This window comes from Vibrio sp. Vb339, from assembly GCF_902751245.1.
Lineage (GTDB): Bacteria > Pseudomonadota > Gammaproteobacteria > Enterobacterales > Vibrionaceae > Vibrio > Vibrio coralliirubri.
On the sequence record NZ_CADDIS010000009.1, the window covers coordinates 85,966 to 104,316 of the forward strand.

Sequence of the window (18,351 nt, forward strand, 5' to 3'; positions counted from 1 at the left end):
AATTCCAGCGGCATTAGCCACAGCAATATATTGTTAAACTCTGCGGTATTAGGGTGGTGATTCGGTGTGTTCTGGTTATAACGGGTAAGGTATGAATCACACTTGGGTGGATATGTAGGTTATTTGTGACGAAGGAATCCGGCTTCTAGTGGGTTTAAGCTAGGAGAATTCAGGGATTTTCCCAGCTCTTTTTTCGCCGGAAAGTGAGTTAGCGGTACTGGTTTCATTTCCTCCTCAGAGTAAAATACTTGATCAACCTATCTACTTTCGGTACCCCTGTTATTAAGATACTCTACACATATTCACTGGGTTGAATTAATGGCATTCAGATGACCAAAACAAGAGATAATCATTTTGTACCGCAATGGCACCAAAAAGGCTTTATGGAAGAGCGAGATGACCAGCTTTGCCATCTAATGTGCAGAGACATTTTTCTGAAGAATGGCGAAACCAAAACTGTCTACTCTAAGAAATGGCAAACTTCTGCTCAGCGTTTCTACAAAAAAGACCTCTATTCAACATTTTTTGGAGAAGAGGTTAATGATGATATAGAACGTAAACTCTTTGGACCCATTGATGACAATGGCTCATCAGCCGTTCGAGCATTCCTCACAGACGACCTGTCCCAATGGCATCACAATTTTCAGAACCTGTTTATTTACCTTGATGCCCAGAAGCTAAGAACTCCAAAAGGTTTAAGTTGGATTCAAAGCAAATACCCAGAGCTCTCTCAACTACAACTCATGATGGAAATGCAGTATTTACGGTCTATGCACTGCACTTTCTGGGCTGAAGGTGTCCGAGAGCTTGTATCAGCTGAGAACTCAGACGTTAAGTTTATCGTATCCGATCATCCAGTTACTATTTACAATCATGCTTGTCCCCCCGAATCTGAACTATGCGTGTACCCGAGCGATCCAGATATAGCTTTTAAGGGATCGCAAACTATATTCCCATTGGATAAGAATAGATGCCTAATCCTGACAAACCTTGAATATGCTCGTGACCCTGATAACGCAAACCCACTTGAGCAACGGACTAATGCCACCCGCAGCCGTCAAAGCATGGTTAACTCCATCAAGTTTATCAACACTCGCAAATTAACCTCTGACGAAGTAACCAAAATTAATCATGTTATTAAAACGAGATCTCACTCATCGGTCGCAGCCGGTAGAGAGGATTGGTTATACCCTGAAAAGCACGTGACTTGTGACTGGGCGGATATAAGACCTGTCTTGCTTCCAGCATCTGAAGAACTTCATTCATTTGGTGGTGAAATGTATACCAAGTTTGAAGATGGTTCTGTTCACTATCAAGATGCATTTGGTCGCACAGCTCCTCCCGCTGATTATCTGAACAAAAACATCGATGAATCTAAGATTGGTCGTAATTCCCCTTGTGGCTGTGGTAGCGGCCGAAAGTACAAGAACTGTTGCCGCAACGTTCCTTTCGACCAGCGTATTGCTTGGAATGTAGCCAGTATCCGTGAGCGAAACCTAGCTTTTTGCGCCTGTATTCGTGACGTACTTGGCTTAGATAGTGGTAAAACGTGGTTGGATGTTAGACGCGAACTATCTAATGAGCAGGTATCAAGGATTTATGGCTTCTATTCCGCGTTGTGGCCTCGTGATACTGAGATTTACTCTTTACTACCTAAGCCAGATGGTAAGTTTAGAGGATTATACGCAGGCCCTATAGATGTTCGCCTGATTAGTGAGCACGCATTACCATTGGCGTCTACATTTGATGAGTTTTTGATAGAAACACCAATAATCAATCCTAATCACATTAAACCAGAATTTAGCCCTATCGAATCTCCAAGTAAGTACAAGTATCAAGCACTAAAGGATTTCCTGTTTATGCTTGAGATAGAACCATTCATTAGGCTTAATCTAGTTAACCTCATACCTGACCCGCTGGAATTTGACCTTGATTTAAAGAGAGAAGTGATAGGCGCGGCTAAAGAGAGGAGTCGTCATGCAGAAATAAAGCTATGCGAACAAGAGCATCAGCGATTCATGACTCTGTCAATAGAAGACTCTCTAAACTCAATAGCTATGAGGCCTAGAGATGCAAAAATTCAATTTCTGATAGAGGAGTTGGGATTAACTGAGGAAATAGCTACAAATAGCATTACCGAATTGGAACGTCATGCAGAGGCTTCACCGTTAATGATGTTGCAACCTATGAATAAAGGTAAAGGTGGGCAACTTATTCAGTCGAAGATGGCGCCAAACTATGAGATGGCACTATTCATTGCACAAGTAACTGGTTCAGTCATCGTTACAGACAGTGATATAAGATGGCGAGAGTTAGCTTCAGCACAGCACCGAGAGCAGGCTATTGTCACCTATCCTTGGGGTAAGGCTACGGACCAGTTGAAGTCTATTCCTATCGATTACAAATTCCTTGAGACCTTGCAGAAGTCTCCGAGTATCTTCGCTTCAACCAGAAATCTCGTAAAAGCGGCGGATCATATGATTTGGAGTAATGATCGTGATACCACTAAGTTAGATAAATTGGCTGGTCAAGCTTTAGAGCTTACTAACCAACTTCAACAGGCTGACGGGCAGTTAGTGACCAGATCGTTTAAGGCATTGAGCCCTGACGGTGGGTTATATGACACTAGTGTTCAACGGTTACTGGTTCGCTCTAGTTGTTTGGCGTACGACAATCAAGTTCGATCTGTTTATGGTATTGATATACCGAATAAATGACATCGGTAGTATAACTTCTTCTGCGATGATTGATCATGCTGAAACAAGTATCACCAAGCCAATAGAGATAATGATCAGTGACAAGGCAATTCCGATGGCGATGATCTGAACCTGTTCTTAGTCGATAACATTAATCTGAATCAGCAATCGCTCCACTACATTGCCATTACCAATAAATGAGTTAACTTGTTTAATAGTTAAAAATCAGCAGGTTAACTCATACCTTAAAAACTAAGCCGCTCTCGGTTTCGTTTGGTAGTCCAGCAGCAATTTCTTTGCCTCTTCCAGTTCAGAGGGGTGGAATATAAGCGCCATATCAACGTCAGGGTGATGCTTTACCAGCCAGGCCAGTAGTGGGATGATTTGTTGGGTAGCAGGCATTAGCTGTTCATACACTTTGCGTGATTTCGCTCTGGCGTTAGCGCAGTCTTTTTTGGTGGTTTCAAAGCCCGCATCTGTTAACTGTTCTGCTAGATTCTCATAGAAGCCTTTAGGGATTCTGGCGGGTTGCTCAGGCAGTCCCCATTTACCCTGTGTAATGGCTCTTAGCATCTGTAAGCGAAATAGCTCCAGCGAGCCACCCTTGGTTATTTCAGTCCGGTTCCCTTGGTAAACTTCTTAACCTTGTAAAAGTCTATCCAGCTATACCAGTCTTGCAGGGTTTTCAGGCAGCGGTTCTCCCGCCATTCATCAAAGTAGGTGCGGGCAAACAGGCCATCTTCTACCGTAGGCCAAGGAAGGGTATCAAAGGCCAGGTGTTCAACGGTTTCACCTGTTTCAGGATGGCGCACTTTCACCATTCTCGGGTTGACCGGGCAGCGTTTAAAATCAAACTCAAGATTAAGTCGCTTGTTTCTTGAAATAGAAATCAGATCTAAATGGTCCCTCCACATATCACGTGGCGAGGCTAAATGGCTCTCTTCAAGGCGCTGGCCCGGATAACGCTCCAGAAAGGTCTTCACCATCCAGCTGTTTTCATCCACACCTTTAGGGGCTTTCTTTCCTGCCTTGGCGCATACAGGTTTGGTCATTCCGGGCTCTGCCGTTAACTGGCCTCGGGTTTTCATGGCTATAAGCTGGCGAACATGGTGCTTGAGCTTAATCATCTCACCGTCACCCACTTCACGGCATATTTGCAAAAAGCGCTGGCAGTTAGCACCACTCAGATCCAGTTCATGCTGAGGGCAGTCAGTAAGGTATCCATCTGTGGTAGCGCTGATAATAGAATAACCCTTTCGAGCGGTCGACATTATCAGCTCATAAAGGCAGGCTCTGACAAAACCGGTCACATGGCTTGCCAGCTGTGCGTTGGTGATGGGGGAATAGGGGATTTTCTTACTCAGTCCAGTATTGGAGTCAAAGACGTTGCGTTCGACAAGTCCCTGAGCTGTTTTGCCATAGACACTGTTTCCGAGGGTTTTAATAAGCTGGCTGTACAGCTCATTGCCTTGGCTTTCATACTTAGCACGCTGGTCCCGGATAATCGTGGTAAAGGTCTTAAACAGAGGCTCAGAGCCTTTCACCCATGGAATAACCGTTCCGAACTGGATATCTATTTTGCATCCCATATTATGCGCCACGGCAATTTCAGGTGCGGTCAGATACGCCTGTCCTGAGCGGGGATAATAGATACCCCTCATATCTGTTCTACAGGGAATGCAAGGATAAGGCTCGTCTTTATCAAAGCAGAACCGGACATAGGCAAAACCCATGGTATGGCCCAGATAATCTTCAACACGGGTAGAGCTGAATGCGTTCTGATAATCTGGAAAAAGTACGTCAACCAGCGCACTGGTGTACGCGCCACTAAGGTCATAATCGTAGTAGTCGCCTATCTCAGTCGGGCCGTAATGACTGCCGAAGTTGGCACCGCCCATAAAGCTTGAAATTGCCAGTTGATTGGTAAATTCGCGAGCGGGAGTAAGACAGGTATCAGTGCGGGTATTGATAGTGCCTGTCTTAGGATTAAAGTACTGGGTTTTACGCGTCTCCAATCCCAGAAAGGCGTTCATTCGTTGGGTACTGCCACAGGTGGCCTTAAGCAGAGATACCGCCATATTGCCAAGTGTAGCAGGCAGACGTTTTACACCCAGTTCAATGCCATCAGGTAAGTCCTGATTCATCTCTTTTAAGGCGAAGGATTCAAGTTGTAATCCGTACGACAAGGCTATATCCGAATCTCTCAGCGCATAGCGGTTGAAGGTGGCAATATTTTCACAATAAAGGTCGCTCATTCGCTCAATCATACCCGGCGGCAGAGTCTCTTTTTCATAGCCCAATATGGCACCCAAGGCATCCAGGCTGGCTTTATTCGGGGCTAACAGGCAGGTGTCTCTGAAGGCCAGTTTAGTTTCAAATGCGTTATTGGACTTATCGAAGAAGCGGGTGTTTTCCAGCTTATATCGGCCCTGTCCGGTAGTATCAATCTTCAGGCCATAGTCGGCACCAACAGAGCAGACAGTGTTCTGAACCACCTCCAGAGAATTTTTGTGGTTCTTATTGCTCTTGCCTATGTTCCAGAACTCATTAAAAGAGGCGATGTCGGCCCTCATAAAGTGGGCGAATACGGTGGTGTATTCCGGCCAGTTATCAAACAGTCCCCGGCTTTTGGCTTCAATCAGTATGTCACGGATAAAGTCCTCAAAAGAGAGCTTATAGCCCTTGTTACTGAGCTCTTTTCTCTGGCGCATCTCCACTTCTTTGGATAGGCCATTATCCCGGCAGTGTTTGATTAACTTCGCCATGTCGGTATGGATAACGCCATTAAATCGCTTGCCATCCACATCGACACTGTAGGAGTAGCAAAGAATGTCATTACCATTTTGCTCGGGGTTATATTCCCATTCCGAGTCCATGGCAATGCTGCAATGCTGGCCTTTGCCTCTTCGGGCCAGCCAGGGGGCTAAGGCGCGGGTGTCCATAAACTCGGCCAGCTCGTTATCCACTAACTGAACGTCTTTAACCGGGTTATGTATTATCGCCCGAAAATCGGCAATGGCTTTATCTCTGCAATGGACAGAGTCAGGGCAGTACGTCTCAACAAGCGCTTCTCTGATTTCATTATCGCTGTATTTGTTGAGCTGGAATTGGGTGGTTATATCACTACGTTGCATCGTATTTACCTTTACGGTTAGGAGTAAACATGACAATGCACGCCAATTTCAGACGTGCATTGTCTCGGGAATACAGGCTACGAATGACGGTTAATAATGAAGGGCAATATATGGGTAAAGATGAGAGCTAACAAAGACAGGCAATAATAGAGCGCACGCAGGCAAAGGGAGTTATTTTAAAGTGAATACCACCTCGATATGGTAAACCTTACGAAAAGCCAGAATCACTTTCTTAAAGGCTTCGGTCCAGCCAAAGTTGGTTTTCTTGCTGCCATCCGGTTTCTTAGCGCTGCGCATGGCTTTAGCGAAGTAATTTTGAAGATAAGCCGCGTTATCCAGTGGGCCAAACTCCTCGACGTGTTTTTCAATATTCTGCTCCAGAGCCAGCATAAAGGCGTTCGCGCCCTTGGTTCTTAGCAGGCTAAAGTCCTTCTCAATATTGCCAGTCAGGGTGTTAATTTCATTGGTGTTCATAGAATTACGCCTCCATAGCGTTTTGGTTGGTGAGTAGTGAGCCCCAATCAGGGCGGTGTCTTTTGGTTTTGGGTAAAGGCTCCAGCGCCTGCGCTAGTTCATCGGCTATCAACTGATGCAGAGCGACATCCTCTACTTTCAGAAAGTCGATGATATGGTTATCCAGTCCCCGGATAATCAGGCCACAGAACTGCTCTCCGGTATGTTGCTCAATAGCCACAACCGATTCACGCCTTACATACTTATTGTTCGGTAGCCGTATCATCGGGTTCTTACTGCTTTCAGCATGAGCCACGATAGATTCGATATACTCCTGAGCCTGCTCCTCGGTGATCTCTTTCTTACCTCCTAAGGTGAAATAATCAGTGACGCGATTATGTTTGTCTTTAAACACATATTTGCCTCCAGCCTGATGCGCTGAAGAGATATTTTCCGGGCTTCGGTAGTCTCCCGAACAGGACTTTAATAAACCTTTGTTGGACATTTTATTCGCTCCATTTTCATGAATGTCTACCTAAAACATATATCAACATCCAAGGAGTTACAATCGCCTGAATCTATAAAAATACTAATCAATACAATGAATTAATAATAACAAAAGTGTAAGTAAGGTGGTTTTATAAACACTCTGAGCCACAAACTAAAATGGGGAACTACCTTCCTCAAGGCGTAAAAAAATGCAGGGTATTTTCTCCCTTAAATAAGGCGTGGAATATGCGTCTAAATATCCATCAAATGGTGGAATTATGCACAATGAAAATCTCAAAAAATAATTGAAATTTTCTATAAAAAATTACTCAGCTCTGTGTCAGTGAGGAAGGCTTGCTTGATTTTTACTCAGGTTTGCAACTGTAGAAAGTGGCAGATATCAGCTGTAATAATGTCGATAGAACTCACTCGTAGTCCAAAAAGAAACGATGCAGATCATCTTCTTCGTATGCTTGATGACTCTGGAACCCTTTATAACACTAGTGTTCAGAGAAAACTCAAACTCAGTCTATGGCAATATCATTGCCACTGATTAGCTTTTCGATCGCGGTCATAATTCGATACTTAATCATCAACACATCATCATAGATTGAAACTCAGCAACACTACTGTATTGCCATAATCAAGGTTTGAGTTTGTTGCTGGAAGGTAGAGTAGGTAAGGGGTGAGAGCTAGTTGAAGAAACGAGTCCTTGTATCATATGTCTGTTGGAACGCAGATGTGATTTCCTTTTCTGTCTTTCTATAGTTGCTAAGTTAACTTAAATTACGTAATATTTATAATATTCAAATGCTTATCGTGTTTTTTTATCATTATCGTTTTCAGTGGTAGACGAAATAAAATCGTATAGAAAGCGTTATAAGTGCAAGGAGGTTATGTGGAATACTTAGAGATAGTTCGTAGTTTTTTAGTTGGAATATTATCCAATGCGACTTATGACAAAATGAAAGTCAGCTCTCCGATTGATGGTGTTGAGTCCGTTGAAAAGGTCGATAGCGAACACGAAAGGGCGGATATTGAAGCAACTAAAAGCTTTCCTATTCGGTCTCTTTACGCATATTACGGTGAGCACTCGAATGACTGGTTCTTGCCTCTTGCCAATTTAGTACAGGAGCCAAACGTTTTTATCTTCTTAGAAGCAGAAGCGTCTACACACTACAATCTTGGCGCGGTAATTTTGGAAGATAATAGAACAGGTGATTGGTATCCATTTTATAAGTCAGTTGCTCTTCAGGGAAGCGGCGGAGGATGGAGAAATACTGAGCGCTTATACAATTCAATTTTGAAACTGCAAGATAACGGTAAACCAGTAGCTTTATCCTTAAGAGTTGCACGAAATAGCGACACAGCAAAGCTGGAAAAGGGTGAAATCTATTGGGATGAGTATAAGCAGAGGACTATACCTGCGTTAATTTGTCAGGACGAGTTTCTAAGTAAGTTGCAATCTAGGTTTTTCGAAGATTTGGTTCAGCTTAAATAGTGCTTATAACAAAGCGATCAAGTCGAATTCCATACGTGTGCCGACTCGCTTACGCTCAAACATAGCACGCGTATGTCACCGCTTATTGCGGCGTTGATTTTTTATTGGAGTTCATCATGCTAAATAGAATCGAAGAATGGATTGATTTAACAAATGAAAGGTTTTCTAATCAGCGACAAACTTGTGTGTTATTTGCGCGTGATTTCGCTGGCTTCTACTCTGAAGAGTTTCTATCTAATTCATATTTTGTAATCGTTGATAGCATTCCAAAGCCGGATTTCCCAGAATTGCGTCATGCTGGTTTAGGTGACTTTCTTGATATGGATGTTCAAGGTATTACATATAAAAACACTTATTACATAGTGCCGAGCGTCGCTCAAAATCTACGGTTACATTTCCATGAGCTGGTACACGTAGCCCAATGGAAGACTCTTGGCGCTATTGGCTTTTTGCAACGTTACATATCTGAAGTGCAAAGTGTTGGTTACAATGAGGCACCGCTAGAGAAACTAGCTTATGCATTTGATCATCACTTTTCACAAGGTGGGCAAAAAGTTGATGTTCCAAGCTATGTAGAAAACAAAATATAACAAGCATGTAAGGTTTCAAGATACTTTTCTAATCTAATACTGTTGTGCCCGGTATCCGAGATATGCCCTCCCTAAAACTTGCACAAGAAACGCAGATAAGAATCGCTGGGTTAAAGAGTGCTAAATGGACGAAACTGAGTATTCCCGAGCGGGTATGACAACCATATAAAAGAAAAAACAGAGGAGGTTCTTCCTCTGCTTAACTCAGTCATTCCTAGTCGTCCGACACCTCATCAATCAATATACCAGCGGCAAAACCCACGATTGTGCCAGCAAGTAACCCGTAAGGCCCTCCAAAGCGTAATCCTATAGCCCCGCCCAGTTGAGCCGCTTTAAAACCAGTCTCTTTTCTGTCCTTGGGTAGTGAGGGAGATTCAGTGTAAAAGTGATTTTGCTTATTCTGTCCCATGCTTATTTCCTTGTTTTCCAGATATGAAAAAGGGCAGTACCATTGCTGATACCGCCCTGAATAGGTGTTGCATGAACCATAGGTTTTACTTGGTTAGAAGAGTCCCCACTAAAATAACCCAGTTCAGCCCTATCAGTACATGCAACAAGCTTTATGATTTATCGAGACATCTTTGGTGAGTCTGCTGGACACTTTGTTTCATCACTGACTTTGCCGTTAAAGGTTCCGCATACGTCAGCTTTCCACTGAACAATCACCCCATTGGACGATGTGTTCTGAATTCCAGGCTTGCCGTTCCAGTGCGGTTCTAATAGCTCTTTCATTTTAGATATGTCTCCCGGATTACCTCCGAAAGTGCCCCCACTGCCATGTGCGATAGCCTGAAGTGACGTTGTTGATACTGCTACTGCGATGAATAGTTTTACTGCTGTTTTTCTCATTGTTATTACCTTATTGATTGAAGTAGCACACCTGCTGTGGGTATGACTTACTAGGTTGAATAGTATTGAAGATGGAGTGGACAGGTGCTGTCCGTGATAGTGAAAAAGTTGAATAAATGGTGAAAGCCCTTGTTGGCCTTACTCTATGAAACCTATGGCAAATCTGAGTGCGTGACGGATTAAGGCATTTAAAAATGGTTCTCCCTTAACCTGTCCATCAAGGCCGTTACGCTATTGCCATGAGTGATAAGAGTAGAGTGCAAAGTTAGCTTTAAGACTTGGAGATATCCTGACCCGTTTGTTTATGGGTGAAGTGCTTCATCCTGAGTCTTTGATTGATGAATACCTGGTAAGTGAAAAGACGCTGCGTAGAGATTTTAATGAAAGGCTGATAAATGCACCGATTGTCCGCAGTGATGAAGGTTACAAGTTAGATCCCGCACTTCGAACCAATGGAAATGGGAACGTAAACAAGGTGCTGAACGACATCGGTTTAACGTCCTTACTTCCTGCGCTTCGATTAAAGTAAGAACCGAATCAATCGGTATCCACTCTTTAGAGAACAGCCCTGAATCGGTTTGCCCTGCGAGATGAATATAAAGCTGCTTCTCTTGTTGGTGGAGAGCCACTTCATACTGGATTTTCCCTGTGGCCTTGGGGCTGAGTTTGTCAGCTTCTGCTCTATGGACAATCTGCTGGAATGGGTTCAGCTCTTTGGTATCGGTGTCCTTTTTCGCATTGGTTTTAGCGTTCATGATAATACTCCTGTGGTGATAGTGATGAAAATATGGAGGTAGGGTGAGTGTCTTGGGTGATTCTGGTCAGTGAAGTGGATTGAAGCTAAGTGAGGACGAGCTAGGTGGTGACCTGTGAGAGCAGTGTCTTAACTGCACTTGTCTCGCTATTGGTATGTCCGACCAGATAGCAACCTGAACCATGGTCATTGAGAATCGCCAACCCTATAACGAACGGCTCTAAAATAAGGACATATTCAGGGTAGCTAATGACATACTCAATCAGGGAAAGCGACTCTCCATCTATAAGAGAGAGTTTATGGTCGGTATCATCTTCATCGATAAGAATCAGAGTAATGCCTACTTTCTCCCAGTTTTTCTTAAGCTCATCGGTTTTGCCTTGAAAGCTTTCAGCCAAATGGGTGATGAGGTTGTCTTTATGCGCTATGGGCAAACCAAGCTCTACAAGCTCGGTATGGCTTTTAACTATTTTCATGGTGTGTTTCCAGATTATTGTTGATGGTGTTCCAGTACAGGAGACTGGGATTCAATGAGATTAGAGAGTACGGCTGCGCCGCCTCTTAGCTTTTGCTCGGAGTGTTTCACGTAGATTTGGGTGCTTTTGATGTCTTTATGGTTGAGCAGACGTTGCACCGTAAGTAAATCCACACCGCTATCGAGCAGATTAGTCGCCACACTGTGTCTGGCATGGTGGAAGCAATATTGCTCCGGGTTTTCAATGCCAGCCCGTTTCTTAATTAAGGCGAAAGCATTGCGAGGGGGGGAGATATGGATACTCGGTTTACGGCTAGGGAAGACATACGGATTGCCCGGTTGTCTTAACATCTTCAGCTCTTTAAACAGGGTTATCATTAGTGGTGTTAAATACACGGTTAACTCCGTCCCGTTCTTGGTGTCTGGTACCGTCATGGTTCTTTCATCTAATGAAATCTCAGACCAACGCCTTGCTCTCAGCTCTTTTCCCGACAACCGATTAAGAACAGCAGCGCAATGAAGTTTCCCTTAATTCGACAGTAATACTCCCGACTGGCTTTAATCAGTGCTGCTGTCTGTTCGACATTGAGATACCCCATGCGACGGTTATCGGGATTGAGCATGGTGACTTTATCGCCAATGTAGCGGATATCGAGAAGCACATACGCTTGCTTTAGGATGGATTTGACCAAGGCCAAACCCCTGTCCACGGTCGCTGGCGCATAGTATTCCCCTTGATGATGCTTGGTATTGAGTAGCCTTGTTTGCAACTGCTGTAAGTCTAAGCCTGTGATGGTATCGAGCGGTTTATCGTGCAGTTCACTACAGAGCTGAAACCTGACCTCATCATCGTGCCATGTTTTCTTACCGCCGTTTTTCTTCATCTCCAGAAAGGTCTCAGTGAAGAACGTCTTTAGAGTTGGTATCTGCTTCTGATGCTCTTTATCCCTTTCCAGTTTGGGGTCGATACCTTCGGCAATTTGTACCTTATATTTACGGGCTTTTTGCCTGACATCGGATAGCTCAAGTTCAGGCCAACTCCCCAGACCGATACTGGATTTTTTCTTGGTGATGGGAGAAACATAACGCAGCAGGAACGATTTTCGATGGGATTTGGATACCATCAACCGCAGCCCTGTGACCTCGGTATCTGAGTACTCGCAGGAGGCCGATTTAGCATGAGAATCTTGGGGTGGCAGGGTCTTAATGATGCTGTTGGTGAATCGGAATTTACGGGTTTTAGGTGTTGTCATTAGAACTCCTTAAGTCGTGATTAACCAAGGTTCTAATATCTGTTTTCAGAGGAGGGTTGTTTCGGGAGAGGTAGGTTTTGCTTCGAAATAAACCTTAGAGAGAAATACGAGTTATACTGTTTATCCTATGATTTCAGTTTTGTACGTTAAAAAATTGGAAGTTAGAGTTGGTTTAGCCTTAAAGCGAACATTAGGCAGTTGAGGAAAAAATGACCTTCAGTGAAGAAGTTAAAAAGTTACTATTAGATCGTTTAGTTGTCGGGTTACTTGTAGGAGTTGTTGTGTATTTTTCCACTGTTCAGCTTGAAAAGAATAAGGCAGATGAAGCATTTAACATTGCAGTCAATCAAATTAGAGTGCAAAAAATAGCGGAAGTTTGGGAGGAAGCTGCTCTGTTTGAGGAAAAGTTTGACGATTTATACTATGCCGTAGCAAAAGCCCATTTTGAAATTAGTATGTTTGAATCTACCGAAGTTTCCGAAAAGATTGTATATGAGAGGAAAGAAGTTGCACTTGCAGCCAAAAGTGTTGAAGAAGCTCGTCAGAAGTTCTTAGCGAAAGTTCGGTTAAATCGTTTTTATTTAGGGAGATCCCTAGAAGCTCATACTCATGAGTATTATCGTGCATTAGTAAGCTTAGATATTCTTCAAAAACTTAGCCTTCAATCGTCAGGTAATGGTGATGATTACGCTCATATACTGGAAGATTCAAAAATGGAAATTGCTAATTTTAGAGCAGATATTGATCAAGTTAGACGATACTTTATAGCAGGAGGTCGATAATCATCCCAGCTGGAAGTATTAGGCTTTAAGCTTAATTGTGCATATTACTGCGTGAACGAACATAACAATGAGGACATCGGTGAGAGTTTATGATCTTATTTGGCCAGATAGGTGGCTGAGTTTTAGCCAGCGAATAATGGTCTTTTTATTCATTACCTCATGTGTACCTAGCATTTTTTTATACAGAATGTTGATGCTAAATGAAGTCGCAGGGCTAGCTGTGGTGAGCATATACCCGCTAGCGGTAATATGGTGCTTTCTTTTTAACAAATCGATTCCAATTGGAGCGATTATAGTTGAGTACTGCGAACAGTCTCAAGGTAAGCAGTTTTGGCGGTTTGTGACACTCGTTATTCACATTGTTGGTCTCTACTATCTTATGTATTTCCCTTTTGACTGAATTCGGTGACAAACGTTTAACCTATATCTCTCTGTACTTTGTCATGGTGATCGGTTTACCTGTATATAAAGTCCTTGATGAAGCTTGCTATTTCGGTTGATAGCTCTTTACCGAATAAAATTAGGTCATTGAAAGTGCTCCAAGCATGGTCTTTTAGAAGAGAAAAGGACGTAAAAATTAGAATAGCCCAAATGAGCATGAAGCCTATTGATAACAGCGTCATGTTATAGCTGACAGATGGTTTTGAATTTAAAGCTAATTTTTCGGTGTGTTTATGTAATAGTGATTTTTTGTGAGAGCTTTCTCCGATGCTGTTTTTTACGTCTTGATCAGTTATCGCTCTCGTAGTGTTAAAAAATCTCAGTTCATTGTCTAACTTTTGCTCAGTTAATTTCAGGCGCTCTTCCCATCTTGCTTGCCAGTACTTACTACCTAAATTTACTTGGAACCATAAAAAGGAAACAAAGAGCCCAAATAAGGCAATTATCACTGAGTAGTCGCTAATATCACTGTCATTTAAAAATCTAAAATATCCAATTATTAAGGCAGAATTTAGAAGTAAAAAGTAATTTGAACGTTGCCAGAACAAGCCTATTTCAAAATTCCTAGTCTCTAGAGCTATTTTATATGCTTCTACGTTGTCTAGCGTATCTTTACTTTCCTCTTTCTTGTACTCGCATTTTTTAATAAACCAGCTCACGATAAATCTCCAAGTTTTACAGAATAGATTAATAATACCTTATGTAAAAACAAGCACATAGTTTGTTAATTTGGTTGCTGAATGTACCGCAGCGAGACCGTAGCGAGACCGTAGCGGTATTTCACTTTATTAATCCAGAGCAAAAACGGCAGTCCTTGCCTATGTTCAGGTATCAACAATCACGGCTCAATGCTCTCCTGCAACTTTTTGTAATGCCTAACGATGAACTATCCCAGAAAGGCCGTCTATAGACCGTAGAGCCAGTCCTAGCCTCGATAAAGCAGCTTCATCAGACTCAATAACCAACTGAGGACAATAGCGCTTAGTTCTCACCACGCCAGCACTTTCAATATCTAATCAATTAACCCTACTGGCAATATTCTCCTATGCAATCCCTCACCATCGTGCCGAATGGCATTGGACTCAGAAAACTCCGACGACACCACCTCCCTAAATCGCGACACCGAACATACAGAAAAGGACTTGTTCACTGTTGACCGTAAGCAGGGGGATATAGATGTTACTGTGGATCACCGTCTGCTGACCGAGAAAGGCAGAAATCAGATAGCTGAAGATATTCTGAGCACCGATATGTTCCGTTAAAGCTTAGAGAGAGCTATTACCACTGAACGAGTTGGGATTACCGACTTCTTCGATGAAACAGGTAAACAGCTTAACGTATACAACGCTGTTAAACAGAGCATTGCAGATGATCCAAGCTTAGCGGCAAAACTGCAAGACCCTGACCTTCCAGCAGAAACTAAAGAACAGATGTTGGATCAACTCACTCATGCAGCGATTAAGTCACTGGGCTATGACGCAGAAGGTTATGGGAACAAGATCATAGCGAAGGAGGAAGATGTTCGTCAGGGCTTCCATTCTGAAGAGACAGGTGATTCGTACATCAATGATGCGAAAATAGATGATACCGAAGGTCTAGTGCTGACTGCTGGACATGAGATGATTCATTTCATTGATGGCCAGACAGGAGATAACGAGAAGTACTCTAAACAAGATCAAGAAACTTATGCTGAGAACATCGGTGAAGACTTCGTGGATTACACGGATACAGCATTAGGTGTTAATGGTCATGGAAGCATGGCGAACACGAATAACCATGTGGGTAATACCAGCAGTACCGTTGTTAATAATACTCATGAATATAATGGATTAGATAAGAGTAAGGGCGATAATCTTATCTTCGCTGTACCTGTTGTATATGAAGTCGGGATGGCAGTTACAGCAGCAACAGCAGCGTATCTACAAGCTAACCCTGATGTAGCCGCATCAATATACGATACGCTCTCGGAGTCGGCTGAAAATGCTGGTCGCACTCTAAATGAAATGCTAACGGTCGATCCAAAGTTAACGGATAAAGAGCTGGATGTGCAGGCTGTAGTGGTTTCAAGTCTATTAAAAGATCTTGAAGACCAGAGTCGAAGCACTGAGGACAAGCTAGAGATCTACCGCTTAATTGATGAGTATGACCCTAAAGCTGTTGAGTTGGCTAAAGAGCGTGCGAAGGCTATTTCACCGAATACTGGTGGTCAACAGATACCAGAACCAATGCCAATGCCAGTTGGCAGTTGGCAGTGATGCTAAAGAGAAAGAAGTTGTTGCGCTCCCTAACCCACAGTCAGAGAATAAGACTCGATTACCACGACACCTGTACCTGAGGAGCGGGAGCCTACTATCTTAGGAACGCCTGCTGATACTGGTGTGGATCCTTTGTTGGTTGTGACTTCTGAAAGTTATATCCCCGCACCAAAAAATATAAACGGTATATCAGGCTTAACTATCGCAAAATCTAAAACTTCCGTTCAAGGTGGAGGTAAGCTAAGAAGACGATGGAAAGATAGCAAAGGAAATATCTATGAGTGGGACTACCAGCATGGAGAGGTAGAGAAATCCAATAAACGCGGTAAGCACTTGGGGCAGTTCAATCCGGAAACGGGAGAGCAAACCAAACCAGCTGATAAAACTAGAAAAGTGGAGCCTTAAAAAATATGTCCAGAGTAATAAGATATTTCGATAAAGTGACAGAAGATTTCGTTGATGAGATAACGTTACCAGATATAGCGTTAAAAGAGTTACAAGTATCTTTTGGGACTTCATCAGATGACCCAATGTATGAAGTTTTTCCAATAGGTGAACAAAACTCTGTTTTTCTAAAGAGATATGTAGACGTAAACTTTGACTTTGTTAAGTTTGACTATTTTTTAGACTACGATGCAGGTTAAGAGGTGTTTATTAGAAATCTCAGAACTTAATGCGTAGGATATTAAGCGCCGCTCACCCGAGTGGCGTCCCAATCCCAGAACCACCCAATCCACCCACAGATCTCTCTCTCGCCACCAGAAACGGCAAATTCCAACGGGTATCAGCCACGGGAATATATTGTTAAACCCTGTGGTATTAGGGCTGTAATTTGGGTTGCTCTGGTTCTGGGTAGGAATTGGTTTAACGGTTAAGGTATGAATCGTACAGGATAGATATGAGAGCAGTTTGGTACGAAGGAAACCTGCTTCTAGTGGGTATAAGCTGGGTGGGTTCCGGGGTGTTTCTCCAGCTCTTTTTCACCGGAAAATGAATTAGCAGCTCAGTTCTAGGGGCAGCTAAAGCACGGAGGGCTACAATAATAGATCTTAAAAGTTGCCAACTAGTCCAATTAAGAGTTAGTAAAACTTTTGACCAAAGATCAAAGGCCAAAAGAGAATGCTGACACCAAAATTGTTAACGAATTTGGTACATAAGTCTCTGTAATAACTCAAGCTATTGAAATATACGACTACAAACAATTGGCAGTGATTTATGCAGTTTATTAAAGATGGTCCAGACATTCCAGATGCACTTCTGCAAGCTCATGAAGAAGGGAACGTTGTTTTCTTTTGTGGTGCAGGCATTTCATATCCAGCAGGCCTTCCCGGTTTCAAGGGACTAGTGGACAAAATCTATGCTGATATTGGTGAAACACTAAATCATTTAGAATCTAGCGTTTATGACAAAGGTGTAGTGGTCAACAAATTCCGGACATTGACTTAAGCCGATTTTCGGCATTCACTGGCGACAGCCCATCATTTGTTTGATGAGGCCGTTGCCGATTGTAGTAACTCATCAGGTAATGGTTGATGTCTTTCTTAGCTTGAGCTTGTGTCAGGTAACCTGTTGCTGGTATCCACTCGGTTTTCAAGCTTCTAAATAGCCGCTCCATGGGAGCGTTGTCCCAACAATTACCACGACGGCTCATGCTTTTGAGTTATACGATATCGCCAAAGTCTTTGGCGATAKTTGCGGCTGCTATATTGGCAACCTTGATCTGAATGGAACATTACGTTCTTCGGACATCCTCGTTGCTCCCAGGCCATGTCCAAAGCTTTAGAGACTAATTCGGTATCGGGCTTATCGGATAAAGACCACCCCACAACGCGTCGGCTAAATAGGTCAAGCACTACCGCTAAATAGGTCCACTTCGAACCTGACCAAATATAAGTAATATCGCCACACCAAACACGATTMGGAGTACTCACAGAAAACTCACGCTTCAGTAGATTTGGAATGYCTAACCTCTCTACTTTTGCATGTCTATATCGATGYGAACCTGGCTGTTTACTCATTAAATCAGCTTCACGCATTATCTGGCGAACCTTAAATCGCCCGGCTTTTATGCCTTCTGCGCTCAGCATTGAGACAAGAGTACGACTGCCAGCAGAGCCTCGACTCATGTTGAAGAGTTCTTTAATTTGGCTAGCTAGACGAATACGATTGGCATCCGGCTTGCGTTGCTTAAACTTGTAATAACAAGACGAAGCTACGTTGAACAGCTCGCAAAGCATTTTGACCGATTCATGCTCCCTCAACTTGTCTATTAACGAGAACGTTCGAGTTCGTCYGACATTAAGAGAGCGGTGGCCTTTTTTTAATATGGACTTCTCTCGTTCTGACCGGTTAATCCGGGCTTCTAACTCTTGGATTTTCTTTTGCTCAGGCGTGAGGGCTTTAGTTACTGGAGTCACTCCATCTCTCTCAACTTTGAGCTGGTCGACCCATCGCCGTAAAGCTGTTTCACCTACGCCCATAGAGTTAGCTGCTTCAGGTATGGAATACCCTTGGTCAAGAACCAAACTTGCAGCATCTAGTTTGAACTCAGCAGAAAATGTACGTCGTTGTCGTTTTGTCATTGAACACCTCATTTATGGTGGAGACTTTACCACCTAATTTGGTGTCCGGGATCATTAGACCACTACATATGAAGGACTTGAGCTGAAGCAATAGGTG

20 protein-coding genes are annotated in these 18,351 nt (G+C 43.1%); 8 read left to right on the forward strand and 12 right to left on the reverse strand.

Going from position 1 to position 18,351, the window contains the following annotated elements:
• Positions 1-329 precede the first annotated feature (329 nt).
• The gene (locus HRQ85_RS23760) at positions 330-2,717 is read left to right on the forward strand and encodes a DUF4238 domain-containing protein (protein ID WP_216655521.1); all 2,388 of its coding nucleotides are present in this window, start codon (positions 330-332) and stop codon (positions 2,715-2,717) included.
• 231 nt (positions 2,718-2,948) lie between these two features.
• Here the strand turns inward: HRQ85_RS23760 and HRQ85_RS23765 are convergent, their stop codons facing one another.
• The 4 genes from HRQ85_RS23765 to HRQ85_RS23780 all read right to left on the reverse strand — a co-directional run bounded on the left by HRQ85_RS23765 (position 2,949) and on the right by HRQ85_RS23780 (position 6,788).
• On the reverse strand, positions 2,949-3,269 hold the full coding sequence (locus tag HRQ85_RS23765) for a hypothetical protein (protein ID WP_172380757.1): 321 nt from the start codon (positions 3,267-3,269) through the stop codon (positions 2,949-2,951).
• Positions 3,270-3,304: 35 nt separating this feature from the next.
• Complete coding sequence (locus tag HRQ85_RS23770; RefSeq protein ID WP_172380758.1) at positions 3,305-5,830, reverse strand: DNA polymerase; 2,526 nt, start codon at positions 5,828-5,830, stop codon at positions 3,305-3,307.
• A 171-nt stretch (positions 5,831-6,001) separates the two neighbouring features.
• Positions 6,002-6,304: a hypothetical protein gene (locus HRQ85_RS23775; RefSeq protein WP_172380759.1), complete on the reverse strand. Its 303-nt coding sequence runs from the start codon at positions 6,302-6,304 to the stop codon at positions 6,002-6,004.
• Positions 6,305-6,308: 4 nt separating this feature from the next.
• Positions 6,309-6,788: a hypothetical protein gene (locus HRQ85_RS23780; RefSeq protein ID WP_172380760.1), complete on the reverse strand. Its 480-nt coding sequence runs from the start codon at positions 6,786-6,788 to the stop codon at positions 6,309-6,311.
• 882 nt (positions 6,789-7,670) lie between these two features.
• On the opposite strand from HRQ85_RS23780, the gene HRQ85_RS23785 reads away from it, so the two are divergent.
• Positions 7,671-8,273 (forward strand): hypothetical protein, encoded by a 603-nt coding sequence (locus tag HRQ85_RS23785; RefSeq protein WP_172380761.1) that lies wholly within the window; start codon positions 7,671-7,673, stop codon positions 8,271-8,273.
• Between the two features lie 116 nt (positions 8,274-8,389).
• Positions 8,390-8,863: a hypothetical protein gene (locus tag HRQ85_RS23790; RefSeq protein ID WP_172380762.1), complete on the forward strand. Its 474-nt coding sequence runs from the start codon at positions 8,390-8,392 to the stop codon at positions 8,861-8,863.
• Between the two features lie 214 nt (positions 8,864-9,077).
• On the opposite strand, the gene HRQ85_RS23795 is transcribed toward HRQ85_RS23790, so the two are convergent.
• From HRQ85_RS23795 to HRQ85_RS26435, 6 genes are all read right to left on the reverse strand, one after another.
• Positions 9,078-9,272 (reverse strand): hypothetical protein, encoded by a 195-nt coding sequence (locus HRQ85_RS23795; protein ID WP_172380763.1) that lies wholly within the window; start codon positions 9,270-9,272, stop codon positions 9,078-9,080.
• A 158-nt stretch (positions 9,273-9,430) separates the two neighbouring features.
• Positions 9,431-9,712, reverse strand: coding sequence for a hypothetical protein (locus HRQ85_RS23800; RefSeq protein ID WP_172380764.1), 282 nt, complete (start codon positions 9,710-9,712; stop codon positions 9,431-9,433).
• A 377-nt stretch (positions 9,713-10,089) separates the two neighbouring features.
• Positions 10,090-10,467 (reverse strand): hypothetical protein, encoded by a 378-nt coding sequence (locus tag HRQ85_RS23805; protein ID WP_172380765.1) that lies wholly within the window; start codon positions 10,465-10,467, stop codon positions 10,090-10,092.
• A gap of 100 nt (positions 10,468-10,567) precedes the next feature.
• Positions 10,568-10,942, reverse strand: coding sequence for a hypothetical protein (locus HRQ85_RS23810; RefSeq protein WP_172380766.1), 375 nt, complete (start codon positions 10,940-10,942; stop codon positions 10,568-10,570).
• Positions 10,943-10,956: 14 nt separating this feature from the next.
• Complete coding sequence (locus tag HRQ85_RS26430) at positions 10,957-11,376, reverse strand: tyrosine-type recombinase/integrase (protein WP_301540148.1); 420 nt, start codon at positions 11,374-11,376, stop codon at positions 10,957-10,959.
• A 41-nt stretch (positions 11,377-11,417) separates the two neighbouring features.
• Positions 11,418-12,194, reverse strand: coding sequence for an Arm DNA-binding domain-containing protein (locus tag HRQ85_RS26435; protein ID WP_172380768.1), 777 nt, complete (start codon positions 12,192-12,194; stop codon positions 11,418-11,420).
• Between the two features lie 209 nt (positions 12,195-12,403).
• On the opposite strand from HRQ85_RS26435, the gene HRQ85_RS23825 reads away from it, so the two are divergent.
• Positions 12,404-12,976, forward strand: coding sequence for a hypothetical protein (locus HRQ85_RS23825; RefSeq protein WP_172380769.1), 573 nt, complete (start codon positions 12,404-12,406; stop codon positions 12,974-12,976).
• Between the two features lie 455 nt (positions 12,977-13,431).
• Here the strand turns inward: HRQ85_RS23825 and HRQ85_RS23830 are convergent, their stop codons facing one another.
• Positions 13,432-14,076, reverse strand: coding sequence for a RipA family octameric membrane protein (locus HRQ85_RS23830; RefSeq protein WP_172380770.1), 645 nt, complete (start codon positions 14,074-14,076; stop codon positions 13,432-13,434).
• Between the two features lie 771 nt (positions 14,077-14,847).
• Here HRQ85_RS23830 and HRQ85_RS23835 point away from each other — a divergent pair.
• The 4 genes from HRQ85_RS23835 (at position 14,848) to HRQ85_RS23850 (ending at position 17,118) form a co-directional block, all read left to right on the forward strand.
• A complete protein-coding gene (locus tag HRQ85_RS23835) occupies positions 14,848-15,672 on the forward strand; it encodes a hypothetical protein (RefSeq protein WP_172380771.1) in 825 nt (274 codons plus the stop codon).
• Between the two features lie 141 nt (positions 15,673-15,813).
• Positions 15,814-16,077, forward strand: coding sequence for a colicin E3/pyocin S6 family cytotoxin (locus tag HRQ85_RS23840; protein WP_253918879.1), 264 nt, complete (start codon positions 15,814-15,816; stop codon positions 16,075-16,077).
• Between the two features lie 5 nt (positions 16,078-16,082).
• A complete protein-coding gene (locus HRQ85_RS23845; RefSeq protein WP_172380772.1) occupies positions 16,083-16,316 on the forward strand; it encodes a DUF7683 domain-containing protein in 234 nt (77 codons plus the stop codon).
• 571 nt (positions 16,317-16,887) lie between these two features.
• The gene (locus HRQ85_RS23850) at positions 16,888-17,118 is read left to right on the forward strand and encodes a hypothetical protein (protein WP_216655522.1); all 231 of its coding nucleotides are present in this window, start codon (positions 16,888-16,890) and stop codon (positions 17,116-17,118) included.
• Here the strand turns inward: HRQ85_RS23850 and HRQ85_RS23855 are convergent.
• Positions 17,093-18,254 (reverse strand): IS3 family transposase gene (locus tag HRQ85_RS23855; protein WP_172380773.1). Its coding sequence is split into 2 segments (ribosomal slippage): positions 17,093-17,326 and positions 17,328-18,254, totalling 1,161 coding nucleotides; the frame shifts between segments, so codons are not numbered across the junction. The genes HRQ85_RS23850 and HRQ85_RS23855 overlap by 26 nt on opposite strands.
• Positions 18,255-18,351 lie beyond the last annotated feature (97 nt).

Bases quoted from the DNA above. Each gene is read 5' to 3' on its own strand.
- HRQ85_RS23825 (WP_172380769.1), top strand. From the start codon at position 12,404: ATGACCTTCAGTGAAGAAGTTAAAAAGTTACTATTAGATCGTTTAGTT.
- HRQ85_RS23795 (WP_172380763.1), bottom strand. From the start codon at position 9,272: ATGGGACAGAATAAGCAAAATCACTTTTACACTGAATCTCCCTCACTA.
- HRQ85_RS23765 (WP_172380757.1), bottom strand. From the start codon at position 3,269: ATGCTAAGAGCCATTACACAGGGTAAATGGGGACTGCCTGAGCAACCC.
- HRQ85_RS23810 (WP_172380766.1), bottom strand. From the start codon at position 10,942: ATGAAAATAGTTAAAAGCCATACCGAGCTTGTAGAGCTTGGTTTGCCC.
- HRQ85_RS23770 (WP_172380758.1), bottom strand. From the start codon at position 5,830: ATGCAACGTAGTGATATAACCACCCAATTCCAGCTCAACAAATACAGC.
- HRQ85_RS23800 (WP_172380764.1), bottom strand. From the start codon at position 9,712: ATGAGAAAAACAGCAGTAAAACTATTCATCGCAGTAGCAGTATCAACA.
- HRQ85_RS23835 (WP_172380771.1), top strand. From the start codon at position 14,848: ATGTTGGATCAACTCACTCATGCAGCGATTAAGTCACTGGGCTATGAC.
- HRQ85_RS23845 (WP_172380772.1), top strand. From the start codon at position 16,083: ATGTCCAGAGTAATAAGATATTTCGATAAAGTGACAGAAGATTTCGTT.
- HRQ85_RS26435 (WP_172380768.1), bottom strand. From the start codon at position 12,194: ATGACAACACCTAAAACCCGTAAATTCCGATTCACCAACAGCATCATT.
- HRQ85_RS23805 (WP_172380765.1), bottom strand. From the start codon at position 10,467: ATGAACGCTAAAACCAATGCGAAAAAGGACACCGATACCAAAGAGCTG.
- HRQ85_RS26430 (WP_301540148.1), bottom strand. From the start codon at position 11,376: ATGACGGTACCAGACACCAAGAACGGGACGGAGTTAACCGTGTATTTA.
- HRQ85_RS23760 (WP_216655521.1), top strand. From the start codon at position 330: ATGACCAAAACAAGAGATAATCATTTTGTACCGCAATGGCACCAAAAA.
- HRQ85_RS23790 (WP_172380762.1), top strand. From the start codon at position 8,390: ATGCTAAATAGAATCGAAGAATGGATTGATTTAACAAATGAAAGGTTT.
- HRQ85_RS23850 (WP_216655522.1), top strand. From the start codon at position 16,888: ATGCAGTTTATTAAAGATGGTCCAGACATTCCAGATGCACTTCTGCAA.
- HRQ85_RS23780 (WP_172380760.1), bottom strand. From the start codon at position 6,788: ATGTCCAACAAAGGTTTATTAAAGTCCTGTTCGGGAGACTACCGAAGC.
- HRQ85_RS23775 (WP_172380759.1), bottom strand. From the start codon at position 6,304: ATGAACACCAATGAAATTAACACCCTGACTGGCAATATTGAGAAGGAC.